Below are 26,188 nucleotides of genomic sequence, written 5' to 3' on the forward strand. Positions count from 1 at the left end.
CCATGCGCCTGAAGGCATGGATCCTCTCCACCGCACTCGGCGCGACCGCCCTGTGTGTTGTCGGCCAGCCGGCCAAGGCTCAAGTCGCCAACACCTACTGCGCCCAGAACCCGGCGGCCTGTGCCCCGGTGGCAGCCGGCGTGGGAGGCTACGGCTACGGGGCTCCCACCAGCGGCTACGGTTACGGCGCGCCAGGCTATGGCGCCGGCTACGGCGCCCCCGGCTACGGTGCGGGTTACGGTGCCGGCTACGCCTACGGCGCGCCCGGCTATGGCGGCTATCCGCCACCCGGCTATTACGGTCCTGGCGGGATCGCCCAGGCGAATGCCCTCAACGCCATCGCCAACGGCCCCCGCACCCTGCCGGGCCAGGACGGGCAGCCGTTCCCTCAGAACTCCGCCGACCAGTCCCCGGCGCCGGCCCCGCCGCATCCGGCCAACGCCGACTTCTCGCGCTACTCGGCCGGAGTGTTCGGCGACGCCAACAGGCCGACCAAGGTGGTGCAGCGCGCCGCCAGGACCGCCGGCATCCAGGACGGCTACCGCGAGGAATCCCGGCGGATCGCCGTCTACCTCGACACGCCCGACATCAGCGCCCGGCTCGATGCGAAGTACCCGTTCGCCAGCGTCATGATCGGTCCGGACATCGTGCCGCCGGTGGTGTCCGAGCTGCGCGAGGTGCGCCAGACCCCGACCCGCACCCTTCTGGTCACCACCCTCGGCTCGTTCGAGATCCTGCGCGATGCCCGCGTGACCGTGCAGCCGCCGAACTGGCGCGACTACCTCACCGTCACGCCCCCGCCCGAGGCCAAGACCACCTGGACCCCGCCCAAGGGGCAGGTCGAGCAGGACAACTGGGACGTCGGCTACAAGGGCGGCCTGGAGGTGGGCGTGCAGCAGGCCCGCGCTGCGTTCGACGACGGGCTGGCCCGGCTCGACCGCGATTTCTCCGGCATGCGCCGCTACGGGGACCTCGCCGCGGCGGGCGCGATCAGCCTTCCGATCGTGAGGGTGCGCGCCACCGCGCTCAAGGTCGGCAAGGACGGCCGCTCGGCCGCCATCGACCAGCGCCTCCTCAAGATCGTCGTCACCCCGAAATTCCAGCGCACCGCCTCGGCGGCAGCGACCGCGGAGTGAGCCATGCTGTGGACCGGCAAGACCCGATACCCCGATCAGGAGATCGTCGTGCATGGCCGCGATGAGGTGGCCCGGCTGTTCATCCACGCCGTGTCGATCGGCGCGAGTGACGTGATCTTCCAGTCCGGCCGCCGGGTCATGGCCGCCATCCACGGCGAACTCACCGCGCTGACCGGCATCTGGCTGCAGCCGAGCACCATGGCGCGCATCGCCACCGAGCTGACCTCGACCGACTCGATCATGTCGAAGCTCTACGCGGCCCAGGACTTCGACCGCGCCATCACGATCGAGGACCGGGCCGGGGCTAAGCGCGACGCCGAGCCGGTCCGGCACCGGTTCCGCATCAACGTCACGGCCGGCTACTTCGAGGGCGATACCGGTGTGCAGATCGTCTGCCGCCACATCCCGGCCGATCCGCCGACCGTGGCCGCCCTCGGGGTCGACGACGCTGTCGTCGCCGAGTCGACCCCGGCCCAGGGCGCCGTGATCGTCGCCGGCGAGACCGGTTCGGGCAAGACCACGACGCTCGCCGCCCTAATCCGCCGGATCCTGGAGGAGGACACGCCGATCCACGGCAACGTGCTGACCTATGAGGCCCCGATCGAGTTCGTGTTCGAGACCGTGCCGTCGGGGCGCTGCACCATCATGCAGCACGAGATCGGCTTGCACCTGCCCTCGTTCGCGGCCGGCGTGCGCAACTCGCTGCGCCGCAAGCCGGGCCTCGTCATGGTGGGCGAGCTGCGCGACATGCACACGGTCATGGCCTGCGTCGAGGCGGCCCAGACCGGCCACCCGATCTACACCACCACCCACGCCAACGACGTCGCCCACATCCTGCGGCGCCTGACCCTGATGTTCCCGGCCGACCTGCAGACCCAAGCGTTCCACGACGTTCTGGGCAGCAGCCACCTCCTCGTCTCGCAGCTCCTGGTGCCGCGGGTCGGCGGCGGGCTAGTCTGCCTGCGCGAGTGGCAGGTGTTGACCGCCTCCGTCCGCCGGGAGGTGGCGCGGGCGGGCATGGCCGAGTCCGCCGAGACCATGCGGGCGATCATCGGCCGGGGCGAGGATGGCCGTTCGATGAAGGCCACGGTCGCGCTGGCCCTCGAGCAGGGCCTGATCGACGTCGCCACCGCCCGCCGCGTCCTCGAGCGCTATGGATATCGTGATGCCCGTCTCGCGGCGTAGCCTCGTCACCGGGCTTGCCGGCACCCTGGCGGGTTCTGTGGTCGGCCTTGCGGGCGCCGACCGGACCTATGCGGCAGCCTTGGCCGGCACGGTGGCCCTGCCGCCGCCGGTGCGGCTGTGGCTGCGCCGCGACCGCACCGGCGAGGAGGTGAGCGCGATCGTCCGGACTCCGGACGGCTACAACACCCGCGACCTGCTCCTCCTCTCCTGGCTGCTGCGCGATGTCGGCGATGCCAGCGCGGCGGTCTGGATCGATCCGCGCCTGTTCGACCTCCTCGCCTCGGTCCAGGGCGCGATGAGCGCGGTCCACGGCGCGGTGGTGCCGCTGATCGTCACCTCCGGCTATCGCACGCCGCAGCACAATGCCGGGATCGAGGGCGCGGCCCGGGCCTCGCTCCACCTTGCCGGGCGCGCCGCCGACCTGCGCGCGGCCGGCTACGGCGCGGACGCCGTGGCGGTCGCAGGCGCGCTGTGCGGCCGCGGCGGCGTCGGGATCTATCCTGGCTTCTGCCACCTCGACATCGGCAAGGCCCGGGTCTGGGCCGGGGGGCGCAAGGCGCCGCCGGCCGGCCAACCCGCGCCGGGCACCCCGATCACCAAGCCCGGGGATCCCGCATGAGCGACCGCCACCTCCCCTGGCGCTGGTCGGCCGTGCCCATTCGGTTCTTCGGCCTGCACGGCAGTCTTGCCGCGTTTTTCCCGGCGATCATTGTCACGGGACTGAGCCGATACACGTTCATGGCTCTGTTCGGCTACGCGGTATATCTGGCCTATTGCAATCACCGCAAGATGACGCCTCTGCGATACGTGAAATTCCTTTGGGCCAAATACATCGAGGGTGGACAATGGCCGGCGTTCTGATCCCGCCTCCGCACCGGATCCGCACGGTGCTGTCCGGCGCCGTCCTCGTGGCCGGCCTTGCCGTCGCTGGCACCCTGCCGGCCGGGGCCCAGACGGGTTCGACCGGTTCGAACTGCCTCGTCCGCCAGGCGGCCGACGCGGCGGTGCAGCGCCAGATCGCGCTGATCGACGCGGCCAAGGTCAACCCGTCCGCGTTCTTCAACGGCCCGAACTCCTGCATCGCCGGCGACCTGCTGAAGCGCTTCGACCTGTCGAACCTGATCCCGGACCTGTCGGGGTTCCTCACCAGCGGCGCGCAGAACCTGATCGGGTCGGTGATCGACGCGGCCAAGCGGCAGGTCTGCCAGATCCTCGACGATCAGCTGCGCGACACGATCCGCAGCATCAACCAGCAGATGGGGAGCTTCCAGAACTCGGTCTCGGGCGACCTGTTCCGGCAGCTCAACGGCTCGATCTCGCCGATCAGCCTGCCGAACATCTCCGGCCTCGGTTCGTACAACCACGTCCAGAACACCGCCTTCGGCTCGGCGCTCACCACCAGCCAGGCGCCGCAGAGCGCGAGCCCGGTCGTCGTCCAGCAGGACTCGGCCCAGCCGAGCGCGTCCACGGCGATCTCGACGCCCTCCCCGTCCGGCAGCAGCTACGGAGGACTGTACCAATGATCTGCCGCTCGATCGTGCTCTCTGCGGGCCTGCTCCTCGCGGCCTTTGGCTCGGCTCAGGCCGAGCCGCTCGCCTTGCCGATCGGCGACTGGGCATACTCACCGGTCTCAGCATCGGGCTGCAAGAGGCCGCCGCTGACCATTGAAAAAGATCGGCTGATTCAACGAATTGACCAAGAGGGAGTTCGCGGCGAGGCACGTTGCAAAATTCTCAAAGCGAAAAAGCAGCCTAAGGGAATAATTTTTATCAATACGAAATGTGATTGGGACGCTCACGTCCCGCAGGGGATGCGCGAAAGTCCTGACGAAGCGGATTATGATTCTTTTTCTTTGAAGCCCTTGGGCCAATCAGAAATCTTGTTCAACAACATGGAATATGTGCTTTGCCCACCAAAGGCGGAGGGGAGCAAGTGAAAAGATTTAAATTATCTGCGACGACACTGATCTTGCACTTGGTATCGTCTGCTTCTGCGCTGTCCGGTACGTGCCTTACGTCTGACATCATGAACCCCGCCGGTGAGCGGGTATCGTCGCCCTACGGTGTCAACCGAACCGGTCGCGCAGGTGCGTCGGCCGGCTATCACCAGGGCATGGATATCGTGAACAGCGAAGGGGCTGGAACAAAGATATTTTCTGGCTCATCGGGTGCGATCACGTATCACAATTTTACGGGCGGCGGAATCATCGCTGATATTATCTCTGGAGATACCAGGTTTTTATATCTTCACATGAATACTGCCGTTTTCAATCAACGGCAAAGCCCTCAAATTACTGCCGGTGAGCAGGTCGGTACGATGGGGTGCGCGGGCATGAAGCGTTGCGCTCCGCATCTCCATCTCGGCACGCTCCTGAAGGGCAACATCCTCGCCTCGAGCGGCACCAACGGCCGGGTCTGGAAGATGTATGCCGGCAAGGGCGCGAGCCCGATGACCGCCGACGCGATCAAGGCGGCCCTCCCGCAGGCCTGGTACTACGTCAATCCCGAGCCGTTCCTGCCGCGCCAGATCCCGATCTCCAACCCGTACCCCGACATGGCCGGCGGGCCGCGCAAGACGACCCTGCCGAAGACCTGCGCGCCGGGCGCCAACGAGGGCGCAACCAGCGAGCCCGTCTCGCAATCCGACAGCCAGTCGCAGCAGACCGCCATCGCCAGCGCGGCCGAGCGAGCCACGGGCTCCGAGGACCACGCGGTGAAGGTCGCCAACCAGCCCAACCGCAGCCTCTACATCGAGATCGCGCGCACCAACTCCGCGGAGCTGGCCACCAACGCCTTCGACTACGACGCGCAGATCGATGCCGCGCTCGCCCAGCTCGTCGCCCTCTACGCTCTCGACGCCCGCCCGATGGAGGGTCAGCCGTGACGCGGCTCTTCCCCATCCTTCCGGCGAGTGCCGTCCTGGCCGTTGTCCTGGCGTCTCCGGCCCAGGCGCAGGGCCTGTTCCCGCAATGGGAGATCTCCCTGCAGCGGCTGTTGTCGGGCATGCGCGTGTCCGGTGCGCAGTCGAGCGGCACCGCGCTCCAGATCACCAACGGCGACAAGGCCAGTGCCGAGGCGACGGCCTCGACCCTGGTTAGCCAGGACAATGCCCTGGGCCTCGCCCGCGTCCAGCACCTTTACGGCTACGATACCGGCACCGGCTACGCCGCCTGCACCATTGCGTTGGGATTGTCGCAGGCGAGCGACAGCGAGACCTCCGCGTCGAAGGCCCGCCAGGCCTTCCGTTCGGCCGACCGAAGCTGGCTCACCGGCGGCGGCGATGCCGCCGCGCGCATGGGCGCCTCCCTCGACCAGCGGCGCAGCTTCTACTGCTCGCCCTCCGAGCAGCAGACCGGCTGGTGCAAGGGCGCCCAGCCCGGCGGTTACGGCGCCGGCGACTCCGACGCCGCCCCCTGGCTGTTCAACCGCAACTACTCCGCCGAGGAGGTGATGACCGCCGCCGACTACCTCGACGTCGTCGCGCCCCTGCCCACGGTGAAGCCCAGCCCGCGGACGGCTGAGGAGGATGTCGCCCTGGTCCAGGCCCGTCGCCAGGGCGCGATCATGAGCGGCGCCCGCGCCGGCCTCGTCGGTGTCCTCGTCGGCGGCATGGGTGGCGACAGCCGCCAGGGAGCCACGCCATGACGGGCCGGACCATCACCGCCCTCGCCGGGCTCGGCGCCCTCATCGTGGCGATCGGCGTCTCGGCGACGGCGCAGGCCCAGAGCTGCTTCGGGGTCGAGACTCGGGTGAACGTCGCGACCGAAGCCCTCACGGCGGCGATCACTGGCGCGATCACCACCACCGAGGCCGGCCTGGTCGCCCAGGAGGTCGCCGAGCGAGCCCGGCTGCTCTCCGCCGTGAAGGTGCTCACCGCGCAATCGGCCGCCGGCTCGGATCAGGTCTCGAACGGCTTTCGCGCGTCGAGCCAGGCGCTCGCCACCACCGTCGTCACCCAGGACCAGCGCCAGGCCGTGGCGCTCGCCACCCACCGCTACGGCTCGATCGGCTACGACCCGTGCGGCGCGAACACCAAGGCGCAAGGTCTCTACACCGCCCTATCGGGGTCCGCGGCCGTCCGCCAGCAGATGGTCACCCAGGTCCACGCCCAGCCCGGCCGCTACGCCGATCCCAAGGACTGGGTCGCCGACGTGAAGTCCGGAGACGCCCCCGACGGCGCCGCGCTCTACAGCGGCGACGCGCAAGCCGCGACGAAGTTCATCACCACCATCATCGGGCCGCCCGACCTGCAGCCGCGCAATACGGGCAACTCCGCGACCAACGACCTCAACAAGCTCGAGAAGACCGGCCGGGATACCTACCGCTCGATGACCGCCGTCGTGCTCGCCGACATCGCGGCCGACTACCAGCCGGACGGCCCGATCGCCAAGACACGGGCGCTGTCGGGCCACTGGCAGGGCAGCGACGGCGGCGCGGCGTGGGCCGCCGGCATCGCCGGCCAGCACGACCGCGGCGTCATTCAGGACGCCGTGCGGATGGAGGCGGCCAACCTCGCCCTCCTCGCCCACCAGATCAAACGCGGCATGCGGACCGAGGCCACCGCCGCGGCCCTGCTGCTGTCCATGGTCAACGCCCGCATCTCGAACAGCGTCCCCTCCCCCGGTCGCGGCGCGCCGACCCCAGCGAGCTTCCAGACGCCATGAAGACGCCGATCCTCCTCGCCGCGGCCCTGGCCGCCCTCGCCTCGCCGGCGGCAGCGCAGTTCTGTGGCGTCGCCGATCCGATTTGGATCGCCGGCCACACCAGGGCGACCGGCGCCCTGGAAACGCGGGTCGCCACCATGGGCACCACCGTCGCCACGCAGCGCAGCCTCACCCTGGAGATGCTGCTCTCGGCCATGAAGGTGCAGACCGCCCAGGTCTCGACCAACGGCGAGCGCGAGGTGAACCTCGTCAGCAACACCCAGCAGGCCGTGGCCGCCACCCTGTCCCAGGTCGCCCAGCGCCAGGCCCTGGTCGATGCCCGCGAGCAGTATTCCATCGAGACCGGCCAGGGCGTGAACGCCTGCGGCGCGATCGACCTGATGAACTCCACCAACCGCGCCATGGGCAACGTCGCCATGACCGGCCGGGAGACCTATCGCGCGCTCGACGTCTCCCCGGGCAAGAACGTCCCGATCTCCGAGGCGACCCGCGCGCGCCTCGCCGACCCCACCAAGGCGGATGCCGCGATCCTGTTCGATCCCACCGCCAGCGACGACGACCGCAGGGTCGTCATCCAGGACATGGCCGGCCTGCCGATGCCCAAGCCGACGGCCGCCATGCCGGGGGCGGAGGCCGACCTGATGATGCTGCGGGCCCGCCGCGTCGAGGCCCTGCGCTCGCCCGCCCTCGTCTCGCTCAGCGCCGTCCGGGCGATGTCGATCGCCGAGGGCCACGAGGTCGGCAGCGCTGCCCCCTCCCCGCTGGCACAGCTCGAGGCGCTGATCGCCCAGTACGGCGGCGGCCCGCACTACGAGGCGTGGTCGGCCGGCCTCGCCGGCCAATCCGAGCACGGCCTGCTGATCGAACTCACCCGCATGCGCTCGATGTCGCTGGCTTTGCGCCAGCAGCTCATCGAGCAGCAGGCCCGCACCGCGGCCGTCCTCGGCACCATGCTGGCCACCCAGGCCGGCGGCAATCTGTAGAGGCCCGCATGCTCCGCAGGATCACGGCCGGGGCCGGCAGCCTCGGGTTCCTCGCCGCCGCCACGGCGGCCCGGGCCCAGACCACCGGTCGCGAGATCTTCACACCGGTCCAGAACGACCTGGCGCTGATCAACCTGCGCAAATTGCTCGGCTGCGTGGTCGATGGTGTCTGGACCGCCGCCTCGTGCACCGACGACCGGCCGCTCACGGTCGCGCTCGGCTACTTCAACGTCGGCTGCCTGATCGTCGCGACGATCCTGGCCTGCTACCTGCTCTATTCCCTCGTCGCCGACACCGCCAACGACGGCGAGGCCTTCGGCCGCCAGTCGAGCGCCAAATACACCCTCCTGCGGGTCATCACCGGCGCGATCCTCAGCCTGCCGATCAAGTCCGGCCTCTCGCTGGTGCAGATCCTCGTCGTCCAGCTCGCGGTCTGGGGCTCGGGCTTCGGCGACACCCTCTGGACCCGCGTCGCCGGCACGGGCCTCACCGGCCTATACGGTACACTCACCAGCCCGACCCAGGCGCTCGGCGACTTCGTGCTGCGCGGCAAGCTCGCCAAGGTGCTGGAAGGCCGCCTCTACGGCTACGTCTGCGCCCAGGCCTTGCAGACCTACGCCAGGAACGTCTCCGGCCGGGACGACGCCGCTGCGATCAGCCCGAAGACGACGGTCGACGACGGGTATTTCGGGTCGTGGAGTGCGCGCTCGACGAGTTACCATTTCGTCGACACCAACGGCTATTTCCGCAAGTCGGACAACCTCTGTGGCGCCGTCGTCTACGAGCACCAGAAGATCAGCGCGACCATCGCCGACACGAACGACGCCAGCACCACCCGGACGCTGATCGATCTCGCCGAACGGCAGAGCCAGCAGAGCTTCCAGGCCGCGATCGACAGTCTCGACGGAGCCGCCGCCGGCATCGCCCGCACCATCAATTCCGGCAGCCGCGACGATGGGGCGATCAAGAGGCAGATCAAACAGGCGATCGACGCCGCCTATACCTCCGTCAGTCAGAGCCTGACCCAGAGCAACAGCGAACAGCTCAACCAAGCCCTGCGCAACTACCTCGCCAACGCCACCGACAACGGCTGGCTCGCCGCCGCCCTGTGGCAGCGTTCGATGAGCCTCGTCCAGGCCAAGCTCCTGGCGGCCTCCGCAGGGCCGAGCGGCGCGATCCGGGTCGAGCCCCCGGCCAACATCACCGCCTACATCCCCTACTTCGGCCACAGCGCCTACGCGCCCCTCGCCGAGGAGGCGCAGCGCAACCTCACCTACGTCGCCACCTTCGGTGGCTATATCGCCGCGCAAGGGTCGGCCAGCGTCGCCAGCGTGGCGAGCGATCACCCGACCGCGCAGATGGATCCGCCCAACCAGTTCGCTCGCGGCCTGTCGATGATCTACGCCGGCGTCCTCGACAGGATCAGCCGGCCCGAGAGCAGCGCCTGGAAGGATCCCATCCTCGAAATCCAGGAGATCGGTCAGGTCATCGCCTATTGGGGCATGGGGGCGACTGGAGGCGCTATCGGCGGCGACATCCTGGATTGGGGGTTGGGAAAGCTCAAACTGAGCGAAGATGGAGCTTTTCGATCCGGCCTCAGGGAGATGACGGGATTTCTCTACTGCCTCGCGATCGTGCTGTTCGTCGCCGCCTTCCTGCTGATCGGCCTCGTGCCGTTCGTCGTCATCGTCCATTTCCTGATGGCGACCTTCAACTGGTTCTTAGTGGTGGCCGAGGCGATGATCGCCGTGCCGATCTGGCTGCTCACCAAGTTCATGCCCGCCCGCTCCGACAGCTTCGTCGGCAACAGCGGCCAGGGCTACCTGTTCTTCCTCGGCATCCTACTGCGCCCTCCCCTCATCGTCATCGGCATGCTGGTCTCTATCCTGCTCATGCGGGTCGGGATCGACATTAGCAGTATTTTCTTCCGCGGCGCGTTGGCGATGATCTCGCCCGACGGCACCATCGCCTATGCGATGGTCGGAACCGCCGGGCTGTTCGTCTACGCCGTCATCCTGTTCTCGATCGTCGCGCTGGCCGCCGGCCAGATCAGCGCCCTGCCCGAGACCGTGCTGTCCTGGATCGGCGGGCAGATCGAGCGCCGGACCGGCAACACCGCCGCCGTTGCCGCGGCCGGCATCGTCATGCCGCGCTCGCCCGGGCAGATCTCCGGCAGTGCCACGCACCGCACCGTCGGCCGCATGATCGACGGCTCCCGCGCCGGCGCCAGGACCATGCTGTCGAAGCTGCGCAAGGACTCCTGAGCGATGGACGACGCTCCACCTAAGGCCGTCGCCCTGCACTTCGGGATTATGGCCGCCCTCTCCTTCTCGGCCCTGGCGCTCCCCTTCGTCCCGGAGGCGATCCTGGCCTACGCCGGCTACCGCTACCTGCGCCACTTCACCTACGGCTGGCGCACCTGGCGCGCGCCGGCGCGCGTGCCGCTGCATCTCGGCCAGCGTGGCTATCGCGACGCGACCACCCGTTGCCGCGGCGACGCCTCCTGGCCGGTCGGGCTTGCTGCCACCGGACAGGTCTGGCTGCGGCGCGAGGACCTCGTGCAGGGCGTGAGCTTCCACAGCGACGGCGCCGATTGGCAGATTGAGGCGGCGGCCAACCTCGTGTTCGGCGCCTGCCTCAACCGCATGGGCGCCATCGTCGTCCAGAGCGCCGACGCGGCCATGCTGACCGACCGGCTGGCCGAGGTGGCCCGGCCGTTCGGGCGGGACGGCGAGATCAGGGCGATCGACCTCAAGCAGGCACCCCGGCCGCCCTTGCTGATCACCACCACGACCCTGGCTGCCGCGATCGACGACCTGCGGCTCGGGCCCGAGGCCAGTGCCGTGAATCGGGCGCTGCTGCCGATCATCGAGATGCTGGCCACCCGGTATCGCAAGAGCGCCCTCGATCTCTACCAGGCCTTCACCGACGAGGTCGCCTTCAAGCGCCTCGTCGACGGGCACTACGAGATCGACCGCACGACCGTCAGCGCCGACACGGCCTCCTCGGCCGACGGCGCGGCCTTCCGTGCCGTGCTCAAGCCACTCAAGGAGATCCCGGAGGACCGGCGCGAGGCCGGGCGCGAGGCCCTTGTCGCCTATGCCAGCGAGCTCGCCGCCTTGACCAGCATGTCGCTGACGGGCGGCCTCGATCTCAAGAAGGCCCTGTCCGCGGGCGGCTTGGTGTGCATTCGGCCGTCCTCCCCGCTCACCACCGCGCTGGTGATTGCGCGATGCACCGAGGCTCTCGCCTCCATGGCGCCCGGCCAGGCCGGTCGTTCTCTCGTGCACATCGTCTATCCCGATGCGCTCTCGGGCGTCTCCGCGCAGCGTTTCCGCGACGCTGCCGCAAGGGCTGGTGCGATCGGCTCACTCGCCCACCCGGCGAGACCCGCGAATCACATCCAGATGGCGACGCGGAAGGGCGGAGCGCTGCGGGTCCAGAGCCGGAAGGCTAAAGGCCGAATCGCTTCTCGCAAGGGCAAGATCGCGTCCACCATCAAGGACTGCCCGTTCAACTTGGACCTTGGTCTGCCGAAAGTTCCAGAGTCAAACAACTCGGGGGCAGGCGCCGATGCTGCGGATCGCTAAAAAGACGCTTGGGTCCCTAAATGTAAGCTTTCAGGAGGTTGTCCGCCCGGCCCGAAGCAAGAACGCTGGAGTTGAGAAGATTCAACGATCCCGGAGCGACCGAATGAACATCCATCAGAATGCGCGTTTGACGCCGTCGGGTCGAGGGCGGTTGGTCCGGCTCGTCAAGAGCGGGCTCAGCCCGAAGGCTGTGGCCGAGACGATGGGCATGTGTCCCATTACGTTGGGCATGTGGGTGGCTCGCTTCGACGCCGGAGGCGTCGGCGGACTGCAGGATCTCTCCCCGCGGCCTCACCGCCTGCACCGTCCGATCCCGGCCAAGACGCAAGACGCCATTCTGGCCTTGCGTCGGCAGCGTCTGAGCGGCCAGCAGATCGCCTGTGATCTGGCCGTCTCGCCGGCCACTGTCAGCAGAGTGCTGCGTCGGCACGGCCTGAACCACATCCGCGATCTCGAACCGCCCCCGCCAGTGCAGCGCTACGAACGCGCGCAGACCGGCGAGTTGATCCACATCGACATCAAGAAGCTCGGCCGCTTCGCGCACCGGCCATCCGCGAAGCCGACCCGGAAATGTACGGCGGCTCAAACGCCTAAGCGACTGCCTGGTTCCTCCACATCGGAGTCGCGCGTCCCGGTTGCGCCGTCCATGGCCGGGACTCGACTCTGCTTTCCGAATCGGTCCTCTATGCCCATTGGCGGTGATATAGCGATATTTGTCGTTAAACCGTGAACGAGACGGAACCGTGAATCAGTACGTTCCATCCACAGTTTTGCCACCGGCCCCCAACACCACGGCGGGCGATGACGCGCGCCTGCTCGATCGCCGGCTGCGCGAGATAGCGGCCGTCGTGTTCTCGCCGTCAGAGACCAAAACGCTCCGCCGGTTCACGTCCGGTGAGGTGGCGCGCATCCTCGGGGTGACAGATAGCCGAATCCGCAAGCTGTCGCCGGACCTGCTTGTGTCGGAGGCCGAGATTTTGCCCGGTGGGCGCCGCCTTTACACCCTTGCGGACATCCATGCCCTTCGCGCCCACCTAGATGAGATCGATCGGACCGGGCGGCGCTATCTCCCCCATCGCAACCCGGCCGCCGGCGAACATCTGCAAGTCGTCGCGTGCGTTAATTTCAAAGGCGGCTCCGGAAAGACCACCACCGCGGCCCACCTCGCCCAGTCGCTTGTGCTGCGTGGCTACCGGGTCCTGGCGATCGATCTCGATCCGCAGGCGAGCTTGTCGATGTTGCTCGGCGTTCGGCCGGAAAACGAGCGCGAGCCCTACCCTACCATCTACGACACGATCCGGTACGGCGACGAACGGCGGTCCATGTCCGACGTGATTCGCCGGACCTATTTCACCGGCCTGGATCTCGTGCCCGCCGACTTGGAACTCGAGGTGTTCGAGTTTGAGGCGCCGATGCAATCGTCCCGGCGCCAGGCGAACGACACCGAGCCCCCGTTTTTCGCGCGGATCGGCTTGGCCCTCGGTGAGGTCGCTGACGATTACGACGTCGTAGTCATCGATTGCCCGCCACGGCTCGGCTACCTGACGATCTCCGCGCTCGCCGCCGCGACGTCCCTGCTGATCACGATCCATCCGCAGATGCTCGACGTGTCGAGCATGCGCCAGTTTCTGACCATGATGGACGAGTTGATGGAGCCGGTCCGGGCACGGGGTGGGGCGCCGGCCCACGACTGGTTCCGCTACCTCGTCACGCGGTTCGAACCGAACGACACACCGCAAACGGAGGTCGTCGCGATGCTCCGCGGTCTGTTCGGCGAGCGGGTGTTGCCCAAGGCCATGCTCGATTCCGCCGCCGTCGCGAATTCCGGGCTACGGGGCCAGACGGTCTACGAGACGCCGTTGCGTCGCGACGAGGTGACGGGGTCCACCTACCGCCGCGCGCTCGATGCCCTCGATGCCGTGAACGGGGAGATCGAGAGCTTGATCAGCCGGTCGTGGGGACGGGCATGAGCCAGAGGAAACGCCTTAGCGCCATCATGGGCGCGCCGGTGGACGCGGATGCCGGACAAGGGAATGTTGAAAAATCAACGGGTTCCACCCCTGTAGCAGGTGCTACGGACAGTCCCCCTGCCCCGGAGAAGCGGTCCGCCGCCGGCCGGTCCATGGCCTCCCTTTGGCTGTCCACGACCGCGGGCAACCCGGACGGGGCCGTGATCGAGATCGACCCGAACCTGTGCGACCCATCGGCGGTGGCGGACCGGGTGCCGGATACCACGGACGCTGCGTTCGATTCGTTCGTTGAACAGATCCGCGAGGAGGGGCAACACACCCCTATCTTGGTACGGCGGCACCCCGGCGCGTCCGGACGATACGAGATCGCCTATGGTCGCCGCCGGTGGCGGGCCGCCCAGGCGATAGGCGTGCCGGTGCGCGCGGTCGTGCGCGAGTTGACTGACCGTGAACTCGTCGTTGCCCAGGGGTCGGAAAACCTCGCGCGCGAGGACTTGAGCTACATCGAGCGCGCCCATTTCGCCCGTAACATGGAACGGGCGGGGATCGATCGGGAAACGATCCTCCGGGCGATGGGGGTTCATCGGCCGGACTTGGTCAACTACCTCGCCATCGCGGAGTCGATCCCGGAAACGGTCCTGGCCACCATCGGCCCCGCGCCGAAAGTTGGCCGCCCCCGGTGGCTCACCCTCGCCGACCGGATCAAGTCCGCGTCGCCCGAGCGCATCGAAAGCGCCCTCGCCTCCCCCGACCTTGCCGGCAAGTCTTCGGACGACCGGTTCGGGGTACTGCTGACGGCGCTCGCCGCGCCGCGCAAGGCCGCAAAGCGGCCGCGTGCGGAGGCGCTCAAGAATTCCAAGGGCGTGAAATACGCGGACGTCGAGCGCAATGCGACAGGCCTTCGCGTGACGGTGGACGAAACCGTCGAGCCCGGCTTTGGCGACTATCTCGCTGAGCGCATCCCCGAGATCCTTGCTGCCTACAAGGCGAGCAAGGCGTAACCCGAACCGCAACCGCCAACCGAAAGGAGACGAGGCCGCCGCAAAAAGAAAGGGCCCCCCGAACCGACGTCCGGAAGACCCCTTCTCTGTAGTCCTGGCAGACTCAGAGAATCACATCTCCCGGCACATCGCAAGGCTGAACAACGCGGATCGCTCACATGGCGCTCCGCGAACGCCCAATCTTGTCCCGGTGCTCGACCCACCATGAACATCCACATCACGACGCCCTTCGGGCGGCGATCGCTGACGCCTGCGCAAATCCATGCGCAGACGATCGCTGCCGCATGCCCGCGCGACGCCACGGTCAACAAATGGGCCGTGTTCCGCCACATCGCCCAAGCCCGGGAAACAATCGGCATCTCCGATCGCGCTCTTGCCGTGCTGAACGCCCTGATGACGTTCCATCCCGAGACAGCCCTGATGCCGGGCGAGGGCACGGGCCTGATCGTGTTCCCGTCGAACGCCCAGCTTGCTTTGCGCGCTCATGGGATGGCGGAACCGACCCTGCGCCGTCATCTTGCCGCTCTGGTCGAGGCCGGCTTGGTGATCCGCCGCGATAGCCCGAACGGAAAACGTTATGTCCGGAAAGGGCAGGGCGGGGCAGTCGCCCAAGCCTACGGGTTCGACCTCACTCCGATCGTCGCGCGCGCGGCCGAATTCGAGGCGTACGCGGATCGTGTCACGGCCGATCGCCGGGCGTTCAACATGGCCCGCGAGGCCATCACAATCCTACGGCGGGATGCCACTAAGATGATCCAGGCAGGCATCGATGGCGAGCACCCCGGGGACTGGACGGCCTATCGCGCGCGATACGGGGCTATCCTAGGCGGGTTGCCCCGCAAGCCTAGCCTCGTCGACCTTGAGGCTGTGCGTGCCGCCCTGACGGCCCTGATTGCGGATGTCGGTAAGTCCCTCGTTTCGACGTCAGAATCACAAGATTCGAACGGCAATGCCGATCATTCTGATCGTCACAATCACAATTCAAAATCAGATGCCTTTGATTCTAGAACCGGCCTTCGGAATGGTGATGAAGGAACGGGTGGCGGCACGGCGCCCAACGATAGCGGCACGGCGGCGACCTACCCGCTGAGTATGGTGCTTAACGCTTGTCCCGACATCATCGACTATGCCCGGAACGGGATTCGGACGTGGCGGGACCTTGGGGACGTGGCGGACCTGGTGCGGGGGATGATGGGGATCAGCCCGAGTGCTTGGCGCGAAGCTCGGGACGTGATGGGGCCTGATGCAGCCGCGGCTACAATGGCGGCGATCCTGCAGCGGGCCGAGCATATCAAGAGCCCTGGGGGCTACCTGCGCACGTTGGTCGAGCGAAAGAGGGCAGGGCGGTACAGCCTCGGCCCAGTCTTGCTCGCCCTTACCCGCGCACGGGCGGCGTCGATGCTGCCCGGATCATGAGCAGCGGATTGACGTGGTGAACAGCGCGATATTGGTCGGCCACTGCCCGCGCGTGTCGGTTGTTGCCGTCGTTTCGCACGGCTGCGAATCGTGTGTCCGGATCGCCCCACTCCACAGAGCCGCGACCATGTCCGGCCTTGTCACCCGCCTCATCGACGATGGGGCGATCGACGCGCGACGCGCATACCGTGACCACGTCATCAAGCCCGCCGAGATACGGTTTTTACGGTTCGCCCGTCCGAATGGGGCATCGACTTACTGGTTCGGCCCCATCAGGACTCCCAGGCACCTCACCCTGGTCGGCGATGTCAGGGAAATGACTTGCCAGGTTGGACCAGCGACCGGCCGGGGGGCACAGGTCCGGATAGCGCCTCGAAAACAAGTTCGCCGATACTCGACGTTTGAGGATCGTGATCAGCGCGGGCCGGTCGTGGTTCCGGGGGGCGATGGTCAAGATCACTCGGATAATGCGGGCGGCCGCAAGCAGGTCGGCTACCACGTTACGCCCGGCCGTCGCCGAGGTGCACCACAAGGCGCTTGTGCGAACGACCGGACTCCTCACACCGCCCGCCGGCGCGGCGAAACCGGATCTCGGCCGAGAGTTGCGGCCAGTCGATGGGGTAAAAGAATCGGTTCTTGAGCCGGATCGGCATCGGGGTGCCTCGCGGGGATCGCGCCCAGCTTACGGCGTCATTCCGTCACTGGAACCCGCGAATGGTCGCCGAAACGCAAAAAGGCCCGGCCGCGTGTGGGCGACCGGGCCGGTTGGCGCAGGATTGAGGGGAGGGGGGCATGTCCCAGGCGGTGGTGTAGCTGAGGGGTGGTCATCGGCGATTGCCGGGTAGGGTCGGGTTGCGACGACCAACCCCGCACCAGAGAGATCCCCGATGACCGACGAGATGATCGGCTTTGCCGCCGACCGGCTGATGGAACTGGAGGTAACCGTCGAGCGTCCGGTACTGGCCACCTCGGCATGGCGCGAGAGCCGGGCGCGCTCGGCCCGCATCCTAGTCTCCTATCCGGCCACGAGCGGGGTAAGGCGCTCGCGTCGGGTCGCGAGGCGGGCGGCAATGTCGAGGCCGTTAATCTCCCGCTCGATCGCGAAGATCGCGTCGATGATCATGGTCGCCCACAGGCTCCAAATCGTCGCGCAGGCCGACTACATCGCGGTGATGGACGCCGGCCGCGTCGTCGACAGCGGCACGCCGGCCGACTTGGAGGCGCGCTGCGCCCTATACCGCTCTCTCTAGGATGCCTATCGTGACACCGGGCGCTGGCGCTTGACCGGGCCTAAGCGGCCTCGCTGATGATCGGTCAACCTTCGCCCGATGCCCTACGGTCTGTCGACAAGCGCTGAAGTTTGACCCTATTAGAAATTTCCTCTAAGCCCTTGCTATTGTTATGGAAAATGAAACCGAGGTGGGGTCGCGATCGGCGCCGATCGTGACCCCACCTCTCGTCCGAAATTCTATATAACCGCAATGACTTAGCCCTGCTCTGGGGGTGGGGTCATTCTTCGAAGCTTTTTCACAGTCTGCGCTCGCTGATGGACGAGGCCAGTCGGTCGGCTCCGGCGCCGGAGCCTGGCAAGGCGGATGACATCATGCGACAGACCCAGGAGCGGGATCGAGAGCAACGCGAGCGCGATCGGGCACGCGATAAGGATGGACCACGGCGATGACCACGGAAGGCAACGACGTCATCATGGCGGCTGTGCTGGACGCCCTTACGATGGTGCAGGGCCAGCTCGACACGATCGCGAAGAGCAACGCGCGGATTGAGGCGACGCACAAGGACATTCTCCATCGGCTCGACACGATCGACGCCGGTCAGGCGGGCGTTACGGACTTGGTGCCGGTGTTGGAGACGATCCTTGGGCGGTTGATCGAGGACCGCGACGTGAACCGCGCGGGCTTTGCGAAGACGGCCGAGGTTGCCGCGTTCGCCTATGCCGCAGCTATGGGCAACCGGATGCCTCTGCCCGTCGAGGTGGCGGATGATCCGTTGCTCGAACGCTTCATGCTCCTTCAACCCCCCGATCATGTCGCAGAGGGCCGCGCCCTGGTGGAATGGCGGCGCACGATCAAGAGCGCCGGCACGGCCGAGCTGGTCGATGTCTTGAGCCGCCAATATGAACCATCGCCCACCGACACGCCCGAGGCGCGGGTGCTGCGCTATCAGCTCGCGGCACTCACCCGCGCGGAGATCGATGGCCGCGGCGATGCGTTGCCGGCGTTGCCGCACGGCACGGTAGCGCAAGATCGGTCCTCGCAAGCGCGCAAGGCGCGTTCGGAGGATCTAGCGCGGGTGTGGCGCGCTGGCCCAAGCGTCGCACTGTTCGCGGAGGCCGAGCTTGCCCCGACGCTGGACCTTTTCGCCAAGGCAGAGCGCGAGCGCGAAGGGACGATCGGCGAGGCGCAGCTTTCGGCCGAGCTGGCGGCGCTGCATGGCGAGTTGGGCGATCGGATCGAGGCGGGCGAGCGCCCGTCGCTTCCAAGAGGGCGGGAGACGAACGCCGGCGAGCGGTCGAGCGCGATCGAGGCCGATAACAGCAGGCGGCGCTAGGGGCCTCCTCGCGGTTGTCAGCTTGAGTGGTCGAGCTTCGGCTACGGCACACGATCTTCGCACGAGCCTGGCTCAAGACCTGATCCTACACGTACCATGTTGGTCAGAAATTCGGCAAAATGCCGGCCTTCGTCCAAGTCGATCCACAGGGGTTGGAAGGGGCCTTCAATCCTATCTAGCCACTCTCGCAGCTTTGCTCGGTTGTCGGCAGCGTTCTCACGTTCGACAAGCGCGCTCGCTATCGCGGCTGCCTGCATGGAATAGCCGACATTGGGCAGGCCGGCAGGAAAACTCGTAACACCCATTATTGTCCCTTTCTGGAATAGAGCCGAAGGCGATGGCTCACATCGACTTCTGGCCCTCGCCGAGAGCGGGGGGTGAATGGGCAAATGGGGCCGATCGGGGGGGAGGGGGATCGCCCGCCCTGCACAAGCCGCAGGCGCGGAAGGGTGGGGAGACCGCCCCGATCGCCAAGCGGAGCGCGCCCGCGCGGAGACGGTCCAGCCCTTGTCCAGAGGGGGGCGGCGCCCCCTTCATCCCAAGCGCCGCTAAAGCGGCGCTCGAATAACGTGGTTGGCCGCCTGTCAACGCCGAGTGCATCGTCCTCAGATCCGCCGAAGCAAAAGTCCCCACTCCCGTGGGTCAGGCCGCATTGGGCTCGGGCTCGTGACGCATTGGCGGACGACCGCGGCGCTTGGGGGCCGGCGGCGGCGTGATCGTCGCCTTCGAGCGCACGTGCTCGGGTACCAGGTCGGCGTGCTGGCGCAGCCGATAGCTCGCCCCCTCGATCTGTACGACAACCGCGTGATGCAGCAGGCGGTCGAGGAGCGCGGTGGCCACGACCGGATCGCCGAACACCTCGCCCCATTCCGCAAAGCCACGGTTCGAGGTCAGGATCATCGCACCCCGCTCGTAGCGCGCGTTGACGAGCTGGAAGAACAGGTTGCCCCCGCCCGGTACCACCGGCAGATAGCCGATCTCGTCTACGATCAGGAGGGCGAAGGCCGCGAGGAAGCGGATGCGCTCGCGCAACGTACCCTCTCGCTCCGCCTTGGCCAGGGAAGCGATGATGTCCGCCAGCGTCGCAAAGTAGACGCTGCGCCCTGCCTTGATCGCCTCCACGCCCAAGGCCACAGCGAGGTGGCTCTTGCCCGTGCCGGGTGGACCGAGCAGGTGGACGGCCTCGCGCCGGTCGATGAAGTCCAGGCCCGCCAGCGCCAGGACGCGGTTGCGGTCCAGCGAGGGTTGGAAGGCGAAGTCGAAGCTGGCCAACGTCTTCACCGTTGTGATCCGCGCCGTCATCAGCGCCATCTTCACCCGCCGCGTCTGGCGCAGCGTCAGTTCCTCGGTCAGGAGCACGTCGATGGCCTCGACCGCGCCGATCTGACCCTGCTCGATCTGGCGCAGGGTCTGGTCGAGCACCTCCAATGCCCGAGCCATCTTGAGCCCGACGAGGTTGCGCCGGATGCTCTCCAGGGTCGCGGCAGGATCCAGCCGCCCCGTCATGGCCGGCCCCCTCGGCCAAGCGGCGGCCGACGGCGGCGTAGACCTCCAACGAGCGCCGCGCGACGTGCTCGCCGGTGCGGCCGATCACGATGGGGCCGTCGCGTCCCGCTGCGGTGCGGCGCGTCAGTTCCGGCCTGCGGCGATGCCCGGGCGCGACCAGGATCTGCCGACGCCCCTCGATGACGGGGTGCGCCGCCACCAAACGGCCTGCGTCGAAGATCTGGATCTCGTCGGCGAACTGGTGGACCTCGACGACACGCCGTGTCCGGTCGGGCACACTGTAGAGGTTGCCGCCGACGCTCACGAGGCCTTCGTGGGTGACGCGCCGCTCCAGACGCAGCACGGCCCGGAACGGTACGACCGGCAGCGGCTGCAGACTGGGTCGCTCTTCGGCGAAGGCTTCCGAGACGACGCGCAGCGTGGTGCCGTGCAGGCGCACGTTGGCGACGGTGGCGAGCCAATCGCCAAGCTGGACGTTCAGGTCCTCGAGATTGCGGAAGCTACGGGCGAGGAAGAAGTCCTCGCGCACGTAGCGGAACGGCCGCTCCACCTTTCCTTTGGTCTTCGCCCGGTAGGGCCGGCAGGCGCGCGGCAGGAAGCCATAGTGGGCGGCCAGTGCCACGAGCGAGCGGTTGTAGATGATGTGGCCATCCTCGCTCTCGCCGGTCACCGCGGTCTTCATGCGGTCGTAGAGGATCTCCAGCGGCACGCCGCCCAGGGCCGTGAAGGCGGCGATGTGGCAGCGCAGGACCGTCTGCAGATCCTGGTGCAGAACGAAGCGCGCCCAGACGTGGCGGGAGTGGCTCAGCACCATTGAGAACAGCCAGACGATGCGCGTCACGCCTGGTTCGTCCGCAAACGTGACGACGAAGCGGGCGAAGTCGGCCTGGGCCTGCTGGCCGGGCGGGGTCTCGAAGCGGACCTCGAACGGGGCGGGCACCGCCGGGCGTATCCCGCGCAGATAGTCGGTGACCGCGGTGTAGCCGCCCGCGTAGCCGCGCTCCTTGAGCTCCCGCCAGAGACGCGAGCCGGTCAGTGCGGGATAGGCGGCGACGCGCTCGCGCAGGTAGGCTGTGAAGGGGTCGAGGCGACGTTCGCGGGTGGTCGTGGCGTGTAGGCCGGGGTTCGAGGCCGCGGGCGATGTACCGACGTACCGTCTTGCGGTCGAGGCTGAGCTGGCGAGCGATGGCCGTGACGGACAGGCCCTGGCGGTGCAGGTCCAGGATCATGACGAGTTCTCCGAGCTGGATCACCGCCGACACTCCTCGTGCGCTCACGAGGTTCGATCATCGGCGAGGTGTCGACGCCCGGCTGCCCAGATCAGCGCCTCCGACCCTGCGGACACGCGCAGAACTGGGGATTTTTCAGTCGGCGCCTCCGTCCATCATTCACCCGGCGTCGACAGCCGCCCCCTAGCGCAATTAGCGCAACTGGCTGTCCTTGCTGCCCCGGCGATTGATGCCGGTGAAGGTCGGGCGCTTATCGCGTTCGCTTTGACAGGCGACACAGGTTCTTACGCCGGGTATGGCCGTGCGGCGTTTCGCCGGGATTTCGTCGCCGCACACCTCGCAGTCGGTGCTACCCTCGCCGGAAGGCAGACGCGATCGGGCGGCGAAAACCGCGTCCATGATCGTTGCATCAATCTGGTCCTGCACCGCACTATCGGGTGCCCATCCATTTGCCATCGCCACAAGCTCCTCGATTTTGACCTTGGGGGTCAGATAGTCGGGGGCGCATGGGCCAAGCACGCGACTATCCAGCACAGCACCCGAATATAGGGTACTCCCTACCAGTATCAAGGAGTGTGCAAATTTAGCTCAGGACAGATTTATGGGGTTCCAGTGGCGGGGGTAGATCCTCTTCGCCAAGCAGCGACAACATATCCCGCTCGATTGTCCGCTTCATCGCATACAGCGGCAGACAGTTTGGCTCGACGCCGAACGGGTCTTCCAGCTCGTGACCCAGCGCATCGAGGCCGAAAAAGGTATAGGCGGTGAGGAGCACCGGCAGGAGCGTCCACCAGTCGAGTGATCCTGCGAGCGCGAAGGGAAGCATCACGCAAAAGATAAGTGCGGTGCGATGGAGCAGCAGAGAATAGGCGAACGGCACGGGCGTCGTGGATATCCGCTCACAAGCGCCCTGAACCTTGCCGAAGGATCGCATGTCTTCTGCCACGACGGCATAGTGAATCGGCGTAATGACGCCAGTCTGCTTTAGCTCGAGCAGCCTGCGCCCCATACGATCGAGCACGAGGTTCGTGACGTTCGGGCTCTTTGTCGCCGGGCCGATATCGACCCACGGCGCAATGGCGGCGATTTCATCCTCGCCGCGAAGGCGTGCGGTGAGGCCGCAGGCAAAGCCACATATGCTATGGAGCAACGCGCGCCGATCCTCGTCAGGGAGAAGCGATGTCTCGCGCGCGAACGAACGGGCCGAGATAATTAGCTCGCCCCAAAGCTGCCGCCCCTCCCACCATCGCGCATAGCAGGCATTGTTGCGGAAGCTCATGAAGATCGAGAGCGCGATACCGATCAGGGTGAAAGGGATCGTCGAAATCCGCGCGAAAATGCCGGGATGGGCTTGGGCGGCCAGGATGGCGATCACACTGACGACCGCGATCGCCGCCAGCCTCCGTGCGATGCGCGGCAGGATCGAGCCATGCACGGTGAAAATGATATCTTGGAAGCTCGGTTGCGATCGAACGATCATATTCCGTGGAATGTCCTTCGCCTGTTTGCCAGCATTTCCATCGGCAGCTCGTCGAAACGAGCTGCCGTCAGGGTTTGAGGATGAAGCGAATGACCTGCGCGACAGCCCCCAGCGCCAAAACGCTGGCCGCCCAGATTAAGACCATCCAGGCGAGCCGTCGACCGAGAGGTTTAGGCTCGTCCATCAATGATACCCATGCGTGCCGACCTTACCGCGGAACACCCAATAGGCCCACGCGGTATAGCCGAGAATGATCGGAATGATGACGGCCGCACCCGCCAGCATGAAGAGCTGGCTTTGCGGGGGAGCGGCTGCATCCCAGATCGTGACGGCGCGGGGAACAACATAGGGGTAGATACTGATCCCCAGCCCAACGAAACCGAGAAAGAACAGGCCAAGCGCCATAATGAAGGGCAGGCGCTCCGCGCCGCGCTTCAGGCTCCAGAAGAAGGTTGCAGCGCAGATCGCCACCAGCAGAGGAACCTGCGCGGTGAGAAGCACGCCGGGCATCGCAAACCAGCGTCGCCAATAGTCATAGGTCAGGAACGGCGTCGCCGCACTGACGGCGAAAAGCGCGAGTAGCGTCGCCCCGCCGAGCCAAAATGCCAGTCGACGGGCGCGTTCCTGGCCCGGCCCTTCGGTTTTCCAGACCAGCCAGGCCGCGCCTAGAAGCGCATATCCGATCACGACTGCCGCGCCGGTCAAGAGGCTGAACGCGCTCAACCAATCCAGCCATCCCCCTGCATAGGCATCGGCCTCGACCCGCACGCCTTGCAGGATCGCGCCCAGCGTGATCCCCTGCGAGAACGCCGCGAGAACGGACCCAAAGCTGAAGGCGACATCCCAGAAGGGACGATGGCGCGGATCTCGCCAGCGAAACTCGAATGCGACCCCGCGAAACACGAGACCGAGCAACATCGCGATGATGAGCGGGTAGGTCGCGGGAAGGATGATGGCGTAGGCAAGAGGAAAGGCCGCGAAGAGACCGCCTCCGCCCAGCACGAGCCATGTTTCATTGCCATCCCAGACCGGCGCGATCGAGTTCATTGCCTGATCGCGCTCTCCTCCGACCGAAAGGTTCGGAAAGAGGATGCCGATCCCCAGATCGAACCCGTCCATCACGACATAGGCGAAGACAGCAAAGCCGATGATACCGGCCCAGATTATGGTGAGATCGAGGTGCTCCACGTTCATGCCTCCCGTCCGGTTGATGCCACGACGCCGCTTGCCGGCGTGATGCCCGCCGCGCGTTGCGGCACCTTGGACGGTTCCGGTTCACCGGCTGCGGGCGGCTTTGCCATCATCCGGAGCAAATAATAGGTGCCGGCCCCGAACGCGCCGAAATAGACGAGGATGAAAGCGACGAGGGACGCCGCGACAGCCGGAGCGGCCAGGGGGGAGTGGGACTCCGCGGTTCGCAGCAGGCCGTATACGGTGAAGGGCTGTCGGCCTACTTCCGTCGTCACCCATCCTGCTATGACCGCGACAAAGCCTGACGGACCAAGCGCGAGAGCGGCGCGGTGCAGCCAGCGCCAGTCATAGAGCTTGCCGCGCCAGCGGGCGAGCAGGCTCCAGAGGCCCAACCCAAGCATGGCGAGGCCCATCGCCACCATGATCCGAAACGACCAGAAGACGATCGGCGTGGGCGGCCAGCGATCGCGCGGGAAGTCGTTGAGGCCGGGGAGGGGCGCTTTGGGATCGTGCTTGAGGATCAGCGATCCCAGATAGGGGATTTCGATCTTGCCGTGGACCACCGCATCCTTGTTGCTCGGGAGGCCGAAAAGGATGAGCGAAGCGCCCTCGGGGCTGGCCTCATAATGACCTTCCATCGCGAGAACTTTTGTCGGCTGATGCTCAAGCGTGTTGAGGCCGTGCTGATCGCCCGCGAGAATCTGGATCGGCGCCACAAGCGCCGCCATCCACATCGCCATGGAGAACATCTTGCGCGCGCCGGGATTCGCGCGGTCGCGCAGAAGGTGCCATGCTCCTACGGCCCCGACGACCATTGCCGTGGTCAGGTAGGCGCCGATGACGGTATGGACGAGGCGATAGGGAAAGCTCGCGTTGAAGATGATCGGAAGCCACGAACCTGCGGGCACGAACTGGCCCTTGGCATTGATCGCATAGCCTGCCGGCGTCTGCATCCAGCTATTCACGGAAATGATCCAGGTCGCCGAGATGAGCGTCCCGACGGCGACCATGCAGGTCGCGAAAAAATGCGGGCCCCTGCCTACCTTGTTGATGCCGAACAGCATCACGCCAAGGAAACCGGCTTCAAGGAAGAACGCGGTCAGAACCTCATAGGCCATGAGCGGGCCGATGACCGGACCGGCCTTGGCCGAAAATACCGACCAGTTCGTCCCGAACTGGTAGGACATCACCACGCCCGAGACCACACCCATGCCGAACGCGACGGCGAAGATCTTGAGCCAGTAGCGATAGAGGTTCGCATACACACCGCTGCCGGTCTTCAACCACAACCCTTCAAGCACCATGAGATAGCTTGCCGTGCCGATGGAGAAGGCCGGGAAGATGAAGTGGAATGAGACCGTGAACGCGAATTGCGCCCGGGCCAGGATTACCGGATCGAGATTCTCAATCACCAACATTCCTCCCTGTTTTGTCCCGCCGATGTTCGTCCGATTGTCCTCTGCAGAGGCTTTGCGATTCGAACACAGGGCTTGGGGGCCGGACGCGCGCCATTTCCTTTGGTGCAGCGATCCGATCGGGCCGGCAATATATCATACTCCCCACCAGTATCAAGGGGGTAGGAACCCAGGTCTGGCGTTCGATGTTTCTGGAGGCGTAGGGGAAGGTTCAGGCTCGCTTCGGCCGAAATTTGAGGTGTCAGCGCGGCGCAAGGCACAGGATAGGGTTGAAACTCCCCCCCTGTATAGTATGTGCATATCAACAGTCAGGAAAGCGCGATGCCACATTCACCAGAAGAGAAGAAGCGGGCCATAACACGCCTGCGTCGCATCAAGGGGCAGGCGGAAGCGCTTGAACGCGCGATCGAGGCCGGAACGGATTGCGCCCCTTTGCTCCAACAGATTGTGGCGATGCGGGGCGCCACCAACGGGTTGATGGCAGAAGTGATGGAAGGCCATCTCCGTGAGACCTTCGGCCCCGCCAACGGCGCGCATGGGGAAAATGGAGCCAGCCCATTCGACGACGACATGGAGGGTATAATGCGGATATTGCGAACCTATCTTAAGTAGGTCTTAGAAACCGCAGTACCTGTATATAGATTTATAAGAACAATTTTTTACCGATCGGCAATATAATGACGGTGCGCCCAATTTTCGCGTGGTACGACTTATGGGTTGGTATTTTCATAGATCGCCCTAAGCGGCGTATCTACATTTTTCCAGTTCCATGCTTTGGTATTTTCATTCAGCTTCGCGTGCCACCGGCATCATAACTTGATTGCGGGACTGCAATTTGTGGTTCCACTGGAAAATCGC

24 protein-coding genes and 3 pseudogenes are annotated in these 26,188 nt (G+C 66.3%); 19 read left to right on the forward strand and 8 right to left on the reverse strand.

Annotated elements, in window-relative coordinates:
* The first annotated feature begins 2 nt into the window (after positions 1-2).
* The 18 genes and pseudogenes from A3862_RS30575 (at position 3) to A3862_RS30655 (ending at position 18,509) form a co-directional block, all read left to right on the forward strand.
* Positions 3-1,136: a type IV secretory system conjugative DNA transfer family protein gene (locus tag A3862_RS30575; protein WP_111474473.1), complete on the forward strand. Its 1,134-nt coding sequence runs from the start codon at positions 3-5 to the stop codon at positions 1,134-1,136.
* 3 nt (positions 1,137-1,139) lie between these two features.
* A complete protein-coding gene (locus tag A3862_RS30580; protein ID WP_111474474.1) occupies positions 1,140-2,321 on the forward strand; it encodes a type IV pilus twitching motility protein PilT in 1,182 nt (393 codons plus the stop codon).
* A complete protein-coding gene (locus A3862_RS30585; protein WP_236962191.1) occupies positions 2,302-2,940 on the forward strand; it encodes a YcbK family protein in 639 nt (212 codons plus the stop codon). Before A3862_RS30580 ends, A3862_RS30585 begins: the two co-directional genes overlap by 20 nt.
* Positions 2,937-3,182 (forward strand): hypothetical protein, encoded by a 246-nt coding sequence (locus tag A3862_RS30590; RefSeq protein WP_111474475.1) that lies wholly within the window; start codon positions 2,937-2,939, stop codon positions 3,180-3,182. Before A3862_RS30585 ends, A3862_RS30590 begins: the two co-directional genes overlap by 4 nt.
* On the forward strand, positions 3,167-3,844 hold the full coding sequence (locus A3862_RS30595) for a hypothetical protein (RefSeq protein ID WP_111474476.1): 678 nt from the start codon (positions 3,167-3,169) through the stop codon (positions 3,842-3,844). The genes A3862_RS30590 and A3862_RS30595 overlap by 16 nt, the downstream gene beginning before the upstream one ends.
* Positions 3,841-4,257 carry a hypothetical protein gene (locus A3862_RS31295; RefSeq protein WP_124263053.1) on the forward strand — a complete coding sequence of 139 codons (417 nt, stop codon included), beginning with the start codon at positions 3,841-3,843 and terminating at the stop codon, positions 4,255-4,257. The genes A3862_RS30595 and A3862_RS31295 overlap by 4 nt, the downstream gene beginning before the upstream one ends.
* A 176-nt stretch (positions 4,258-4,433) precedes the next feature.
* Positions 4,434-5,204: a M23 family metallopeptidase gene (locus tag A3862_RS32295; RefSeq protein WP_257791616.1), complete on the forward strand. Its 771-nt coding sequence runs from the start codon at positions 4,434-4,436 to the stop codon at positions 5,202-5,204.
* A complete protein-coding gene (locus tag A3862_RS30605; protein WP_111474478.1) occupies positions 5,201-5,965 on the forward strand; it encodes a hypothetical protein in 765 nt (254 codons plus the stop codon). The genes A3862_RS32295 and A3862_RS30605 overlap by 4 nt, the downstream gene beginning before the upstream one ends.
* Positions 5,962-6,984 carry a hypothetical protein gene (locus tag A3862_RS30610; RefSeq protein WP_111474479.1) on the forward strand — a complete coding sequence of 341 codons (1,023 nt, stop codon included), beginning with the start codon at positions 5,962-5,964 and terminating at the stop codon, positions 6,982-6,984. The genes A3862_RS30605 and A3862_RS30610 overlap by 4 nt, the downstream gene beginning before the upstream one ends.
* Entirely contained in the window at positions 6,981-7,967 is a 987-nt protein-coding gene (locus A3862_RS30615) for a hypothetical protein (RefSeq protein WP_111474480.1), read from the forward strand. Before A3862_RS30610 ends, A3862_RS30615 begins: the two co-directional genes overlap by 4 nt.
* 8 nt (positions 7,968-7,975) lie before the next feature.
* Entirely contained in the window at positions 7,976-10,231 is a 2,256-nt protein-coding gene (locus A3862_RS30620; protein WP_012778764.1) for a DotA/TraY family protein, read from the forward strand.
* Positions 10,232-10,234: 3 nt separating this feature from the next.
* Complete coding sequence (locus A3862_RS30625; RefSeq protein WP_012778765.1) at positions 10,235-11,557, forward strand: hypothetical protein; 1,323 nt, start codon at positions 10,235-10,237, stop codon at positions 11,555-11,557.
* A 103-nt stretch (positions 11,558-11,660) separates the two neighbouring features.
* A pseudogene (locus A3862_RS30630) lies at positions 11,661-12,128 on the forward strand (helix-turn-helix domain-containing protein); the annotation flags it as partial.
* A 172-nt stretch (positions 12,129-12,300) separates the two neighbouring features.
* Positions 12,301-13,527 carry a plasmid partitioning protein RepA gene (repA, locus tag A3862_RS30635; protein ID WP_041359064.1) on the forward strand — a complete coding sequence of 409 codons (1,227 nt, stop codon included), beginning with the start codon at positions 12,301-12,303 and terminating at the stop codon, positions 13,525-13,527.
* A 200-nt stretch (positions 13,528-13,727) separates the two neighbouring features.
* Positions 13,728-14,528: a plasmid partitioning protein RepB gene (gene repB, locus A3862_RS30640; RefSeq protein WP_236962193.1), complete on the forward strand. Its 801-nt coding sequence runs from the start codon at positions 13,728-13,730 to the stop codon at positions 14,526-14,528.
* Positions 14,529-14,732: 204 nt separating this feature from the next.
* Positions 14,733-15,944, forward strand: a complete 1,212-nt coding sequence (gene repC / locus A3862_RS30645) for a plasmid replication protein RepC (RefSeq protein ID WP_012778768.1) — start codon at positions 14,733-14,735, stop codon at positions 15,942-15,944.
* An 887-nt stretch (positions 15,945-16,831) separates the two neighbouring features.
* Positions 16,832-17,194 (forward strand): hypothetical protein, encoded by a 363-nt coding sequence (locus tag A3862_RS30650; RefSeq protein ID WP_012778769.1) that lies wholly within the window; start codon positions 16,832-16,834, stop codon positions 17,192-17,194.
* Positions 17,195-17,621: 427 nt separating this feature from the next.
* A complete protein-coding gene (locus A3862_RS30655) occupies positions 17,622-18,509 on the forward strand; it encodes a hypothetical protein (RefSeq protein ID WP_017980906.1) in 888 nt (295 codons plus the stop codon).
* A 642-nt stretch (positions 18,510-19,151) separates the two neighbouring features.
* Here the strand turns inward: A3862_RS30655 and istB are convergent.
* The 8 genes and pseudogenes from istB to A3862_RS30695 form a co-directional block, all read right to left on the reverse strand.
* The gene (istB, locus tag A3862_RS30665; RefSeq protein WP_111474481.1) at positions 19,152-20,015 is read right to left on the reverse strand and encodes an IS21-like element helper ATPase IstB; all 864 of its coding nucleotides are present in this window, start codon (positions 20,013-20,015) and stop codon (positions 19,152-19,154) included.
* Between the two features lies 1 nt (position 20,016).
* Positions 20,017-21,135, reverse strand: a pseudogene (gene istA / locus A3862_RS32540) (IS21 family transposase); the annotation flags it as partial.
* 13 nt (positions 21,136-21,148) lie between these two features.
* A pseudogene (locus tag A3862_RS32685) lies at positions 21,149-21,244 on the reverse strand (helix-turn-helix domain-containing protein); the annotation flags it as partial.
* A gap of 192 nt (positions 21,245-21,436) precedes the next feature.
* A complete protein-coding gene (locus tag A3862_RS30675; RefSeq protein WP_024310576.1) occupies positions 21,437-21,700 on the reverse strand; it encodes a DksA/TraR family C4-type zinc finger protein in 264 nt (87 codons plus the stop codon).
* A gap of 127 nt (positions 21,701-21,827) precedes the next feature.
* Positions 21,828-22,724: a bestrophin family protein gene (locus tag A3862_RS30680; RefSeq protein ID WP_017980832.1), complete on the reverse strand. Its 897-nt coding sequence runs from the start codon at positions 22,722-22,724 to the stop codon at positions 21,828-21,830.
* A gap of 67 nt (positions 22,725-22,791) precedes the next feature.
* Positions 22,792-22,908: a DUF2474 domain-containing protein gene (locus tag A3862_RS30685; protein WP_017980833.1), complete on the reverse strand. Its 117-nt coding sequence runs from the start codon at positions 22,906-22,908 to the stop codon at positions 22,792-22,794.
* A complete protein-coding gene (gene cydB, locus A3862_RS30690; protein WP_017980834.1) occupies positions 22,908-23,918 on the reverse strand; it encodes a cytochrome d ubiquinol oxidase subunit II in 1,011 nt (336 codons plus the stop codon). The genes A3862_RS30685 and cydB overlap by 1 nt, the downstream gene beginning before the upstream one ends.
* Positions 23,915-25,333, reverse strand: a complete 1,419-nt coding sequence (locus A3862_RS30695) for a cytochrome ubiquinol oxidase subunit I (protein WP_017980835.1) — start codon at positions 25,331-25,333, stop codon at positions 23,915-23,917. The genes cydB and A3862_RS30695 overlap by 4 nt, the downstream gene beginning before the upstream one ends.
* A 318-nt stretch (positions 25,334-25,651) precedes the next feature.
* Between A3862_RS30695 and A3862_RS30700 the strand changes: the two genes are divergently transcribed.
* Positions 25,652-25,942, forward strand: coding sequence for a metal/formaldehyde-sensitive transcriptional repressor (locus A3862_RS30700; protein ID WP_017980836.1), 291 nt, complete (start codon positions 25,652-25,654; stop codon positions 25,940-25,942).
* Positions 25,943-26,188 lie beyond the last annotated feature (246 nt).

The sequence above is a fragment of the Methylobacterium sp. XJLW genome (genome assembly GCF_003254375.1).
Classification (GTDB): Bacteria; Pseudomonadota; Alphaproteobacteria; order Rhizobiales; family Beijerinckiaceae; genus Methylobacterium; species Methylobacterium fujisawaense.

What these genes read in the sequence shown, in the direction of transcription:
- A3862_RS30575 (WP_111474473.1), top strand. Translation starts at nt 3, where the DNA reads ATGCGCCTGAAGGCATGGATCCTCTCCACCGCACTCGGCGCGACCGCC.
- A3862_RS30610 (WP_111474479.1), top strand. Translation starts at nt 5,962, where the DNA reads ATGACGGGCCGGACCATCACCGCCCTCGCCGGGCTCGGCGCCCTCATC.
- A3862_RS30615 (WP_111474480.1), top strand. Translation starts at nt 6,981, where the DNA reads ATGAAGACGCCGATCCTCCTCGCCGCGGCCCTGGCCGCCCTCGCCTCG.
- A3862_RS30655 (WP_017980906.1), top strand. Translation starts at nt 17,622, where the DNA reads ATGACCACGGAAGGCAACGACGTCATCATGGCGGCTGTGCTGGACGCC.
- A3862_RS30685 (WP_017980833.1), bottom strand. Translation starts at nt 22,908, where the DNA reads ATGGACGAGCCTAAACCTCTCGGTCGACGGCTCGCCTGGATGGTCTTA.
- A3862_RS30695 (WP_017980835.1), bottom strand. Translation starts at nt 25,333, where the DNA reads ATGTTGGTGATTGAGAATCTCGATCCGGTAATCCTGGCCCGGGCGCAA.
- A3862_RS31295 (WP_124263053.1), top strand. Translation starts at nt 3,841, where the DNA reads ATGATCTGCCGCTCGATCGTGCTCTCTGCGGGCCTGCTCCTCGCGGCC.
- A3862_RS30625 (WP_012778765.1), top strand. Translation starts at nt 10,235, where the DNA reads ATGGACGACGCTCCACCTAAGGCCGTCGCCCTGCACTTCGGGATTATG.
- repC (WP_012778768.1), top strand. Translation starts at nt 14,733, where the DNA reads ATGAACATCCACATCACGACGCCCTTCGGGCGGCGATCGCTGACGCCT.
- A3862_RS30585 (WP_236962191.1), top strand. Translation starts at nt 2,302, where the DNA reads ATGCCCGTCTCGCGGCGTAGCCTCGTCACCGGGCTTGCCGGCACCCTG.
- A3862_RS32295 (WP_257791616.1), top strand. Translation starts at nt 4,434, where the DNA reads ATGGATATCGTGAACAGCGAAGGGGCTGGAACAAAGATATTTTCTGGC.
- A3862_RS30680 (WP_017980832.1), bottom strand. Translation starts at nt 22,724, where the DNA reads ATGATCGTTCGATCGCAACCGAGCTTCCAAGATATCATTTTCACCGTG.
- A3862_RS30675 (WP_024310576.1), bottom strand. Translation starts at nt 21,700, where the DNA reads ATGGCAAATGGATGGGCACCCGATAGTGCGGTGCAGGACCAGATTGAT.
- istB (WP_111474481.1), bottom strand. Translation starts at nt 20,015, where the DNA reads ATGACGGGGCGGCTGGATCCTGCCGCGACCCTGGAGAGCATCCGGCGC.
- A3862_RS30580 (WP_111474474.1), top strand. Translation starts at nt 1,140, where the DNA reads ATGCTGTGGACCGGCAAGACCCGATACCCCGATCAGGAGATCGTCGTG.
- A3862_RS30620 (WP_012778764.1), top strand. Translation starts at nt 7,976, where the DNA reads ATGCTCCGCAGGATCACGGCCGGGGCCGGCAGCCTCGGGTTCCTCGCC.
- A3862_RS30595 (WP_111474476.1), top strand. Translation starts at nt 3,167, where the DNA reads ATGGCCGGCGTTCTGATCCCGCCTCCGCACCGGATCCGCACGGTGCTG.
- cydB (WP_017980834.1), bottom strand. Translation starts at nt 23,918, where the DNA reads ATGAACGTGGAGCACCTCGATCTCACCATAATCTGGGCCGGTATCATC.
- A3862_RS30590 (WP_111474475.1), top strand. Translation starts at nt 2,937, where the DNA reads ATGAGCGACCGCCACCTCCCCTGGCGCTGGTCGGCCGTGCCCATTCGG.
- A3862_RS30650 (WP_012778769.1), top strand. Translation starts at nt 16,832, where the DNA reads ATGACCGACGAGATGATCGGCTTTGCCGCCGACCGGCTGATGGAACTG.
- A3862_RS30700 (WP_017980836.1), top strand. Translation starts at nt 25,652, where the DNA reads ATGCCACATTCACCAGAAGAGAAGAAGCGGGCCATAACACGCCTGCGT.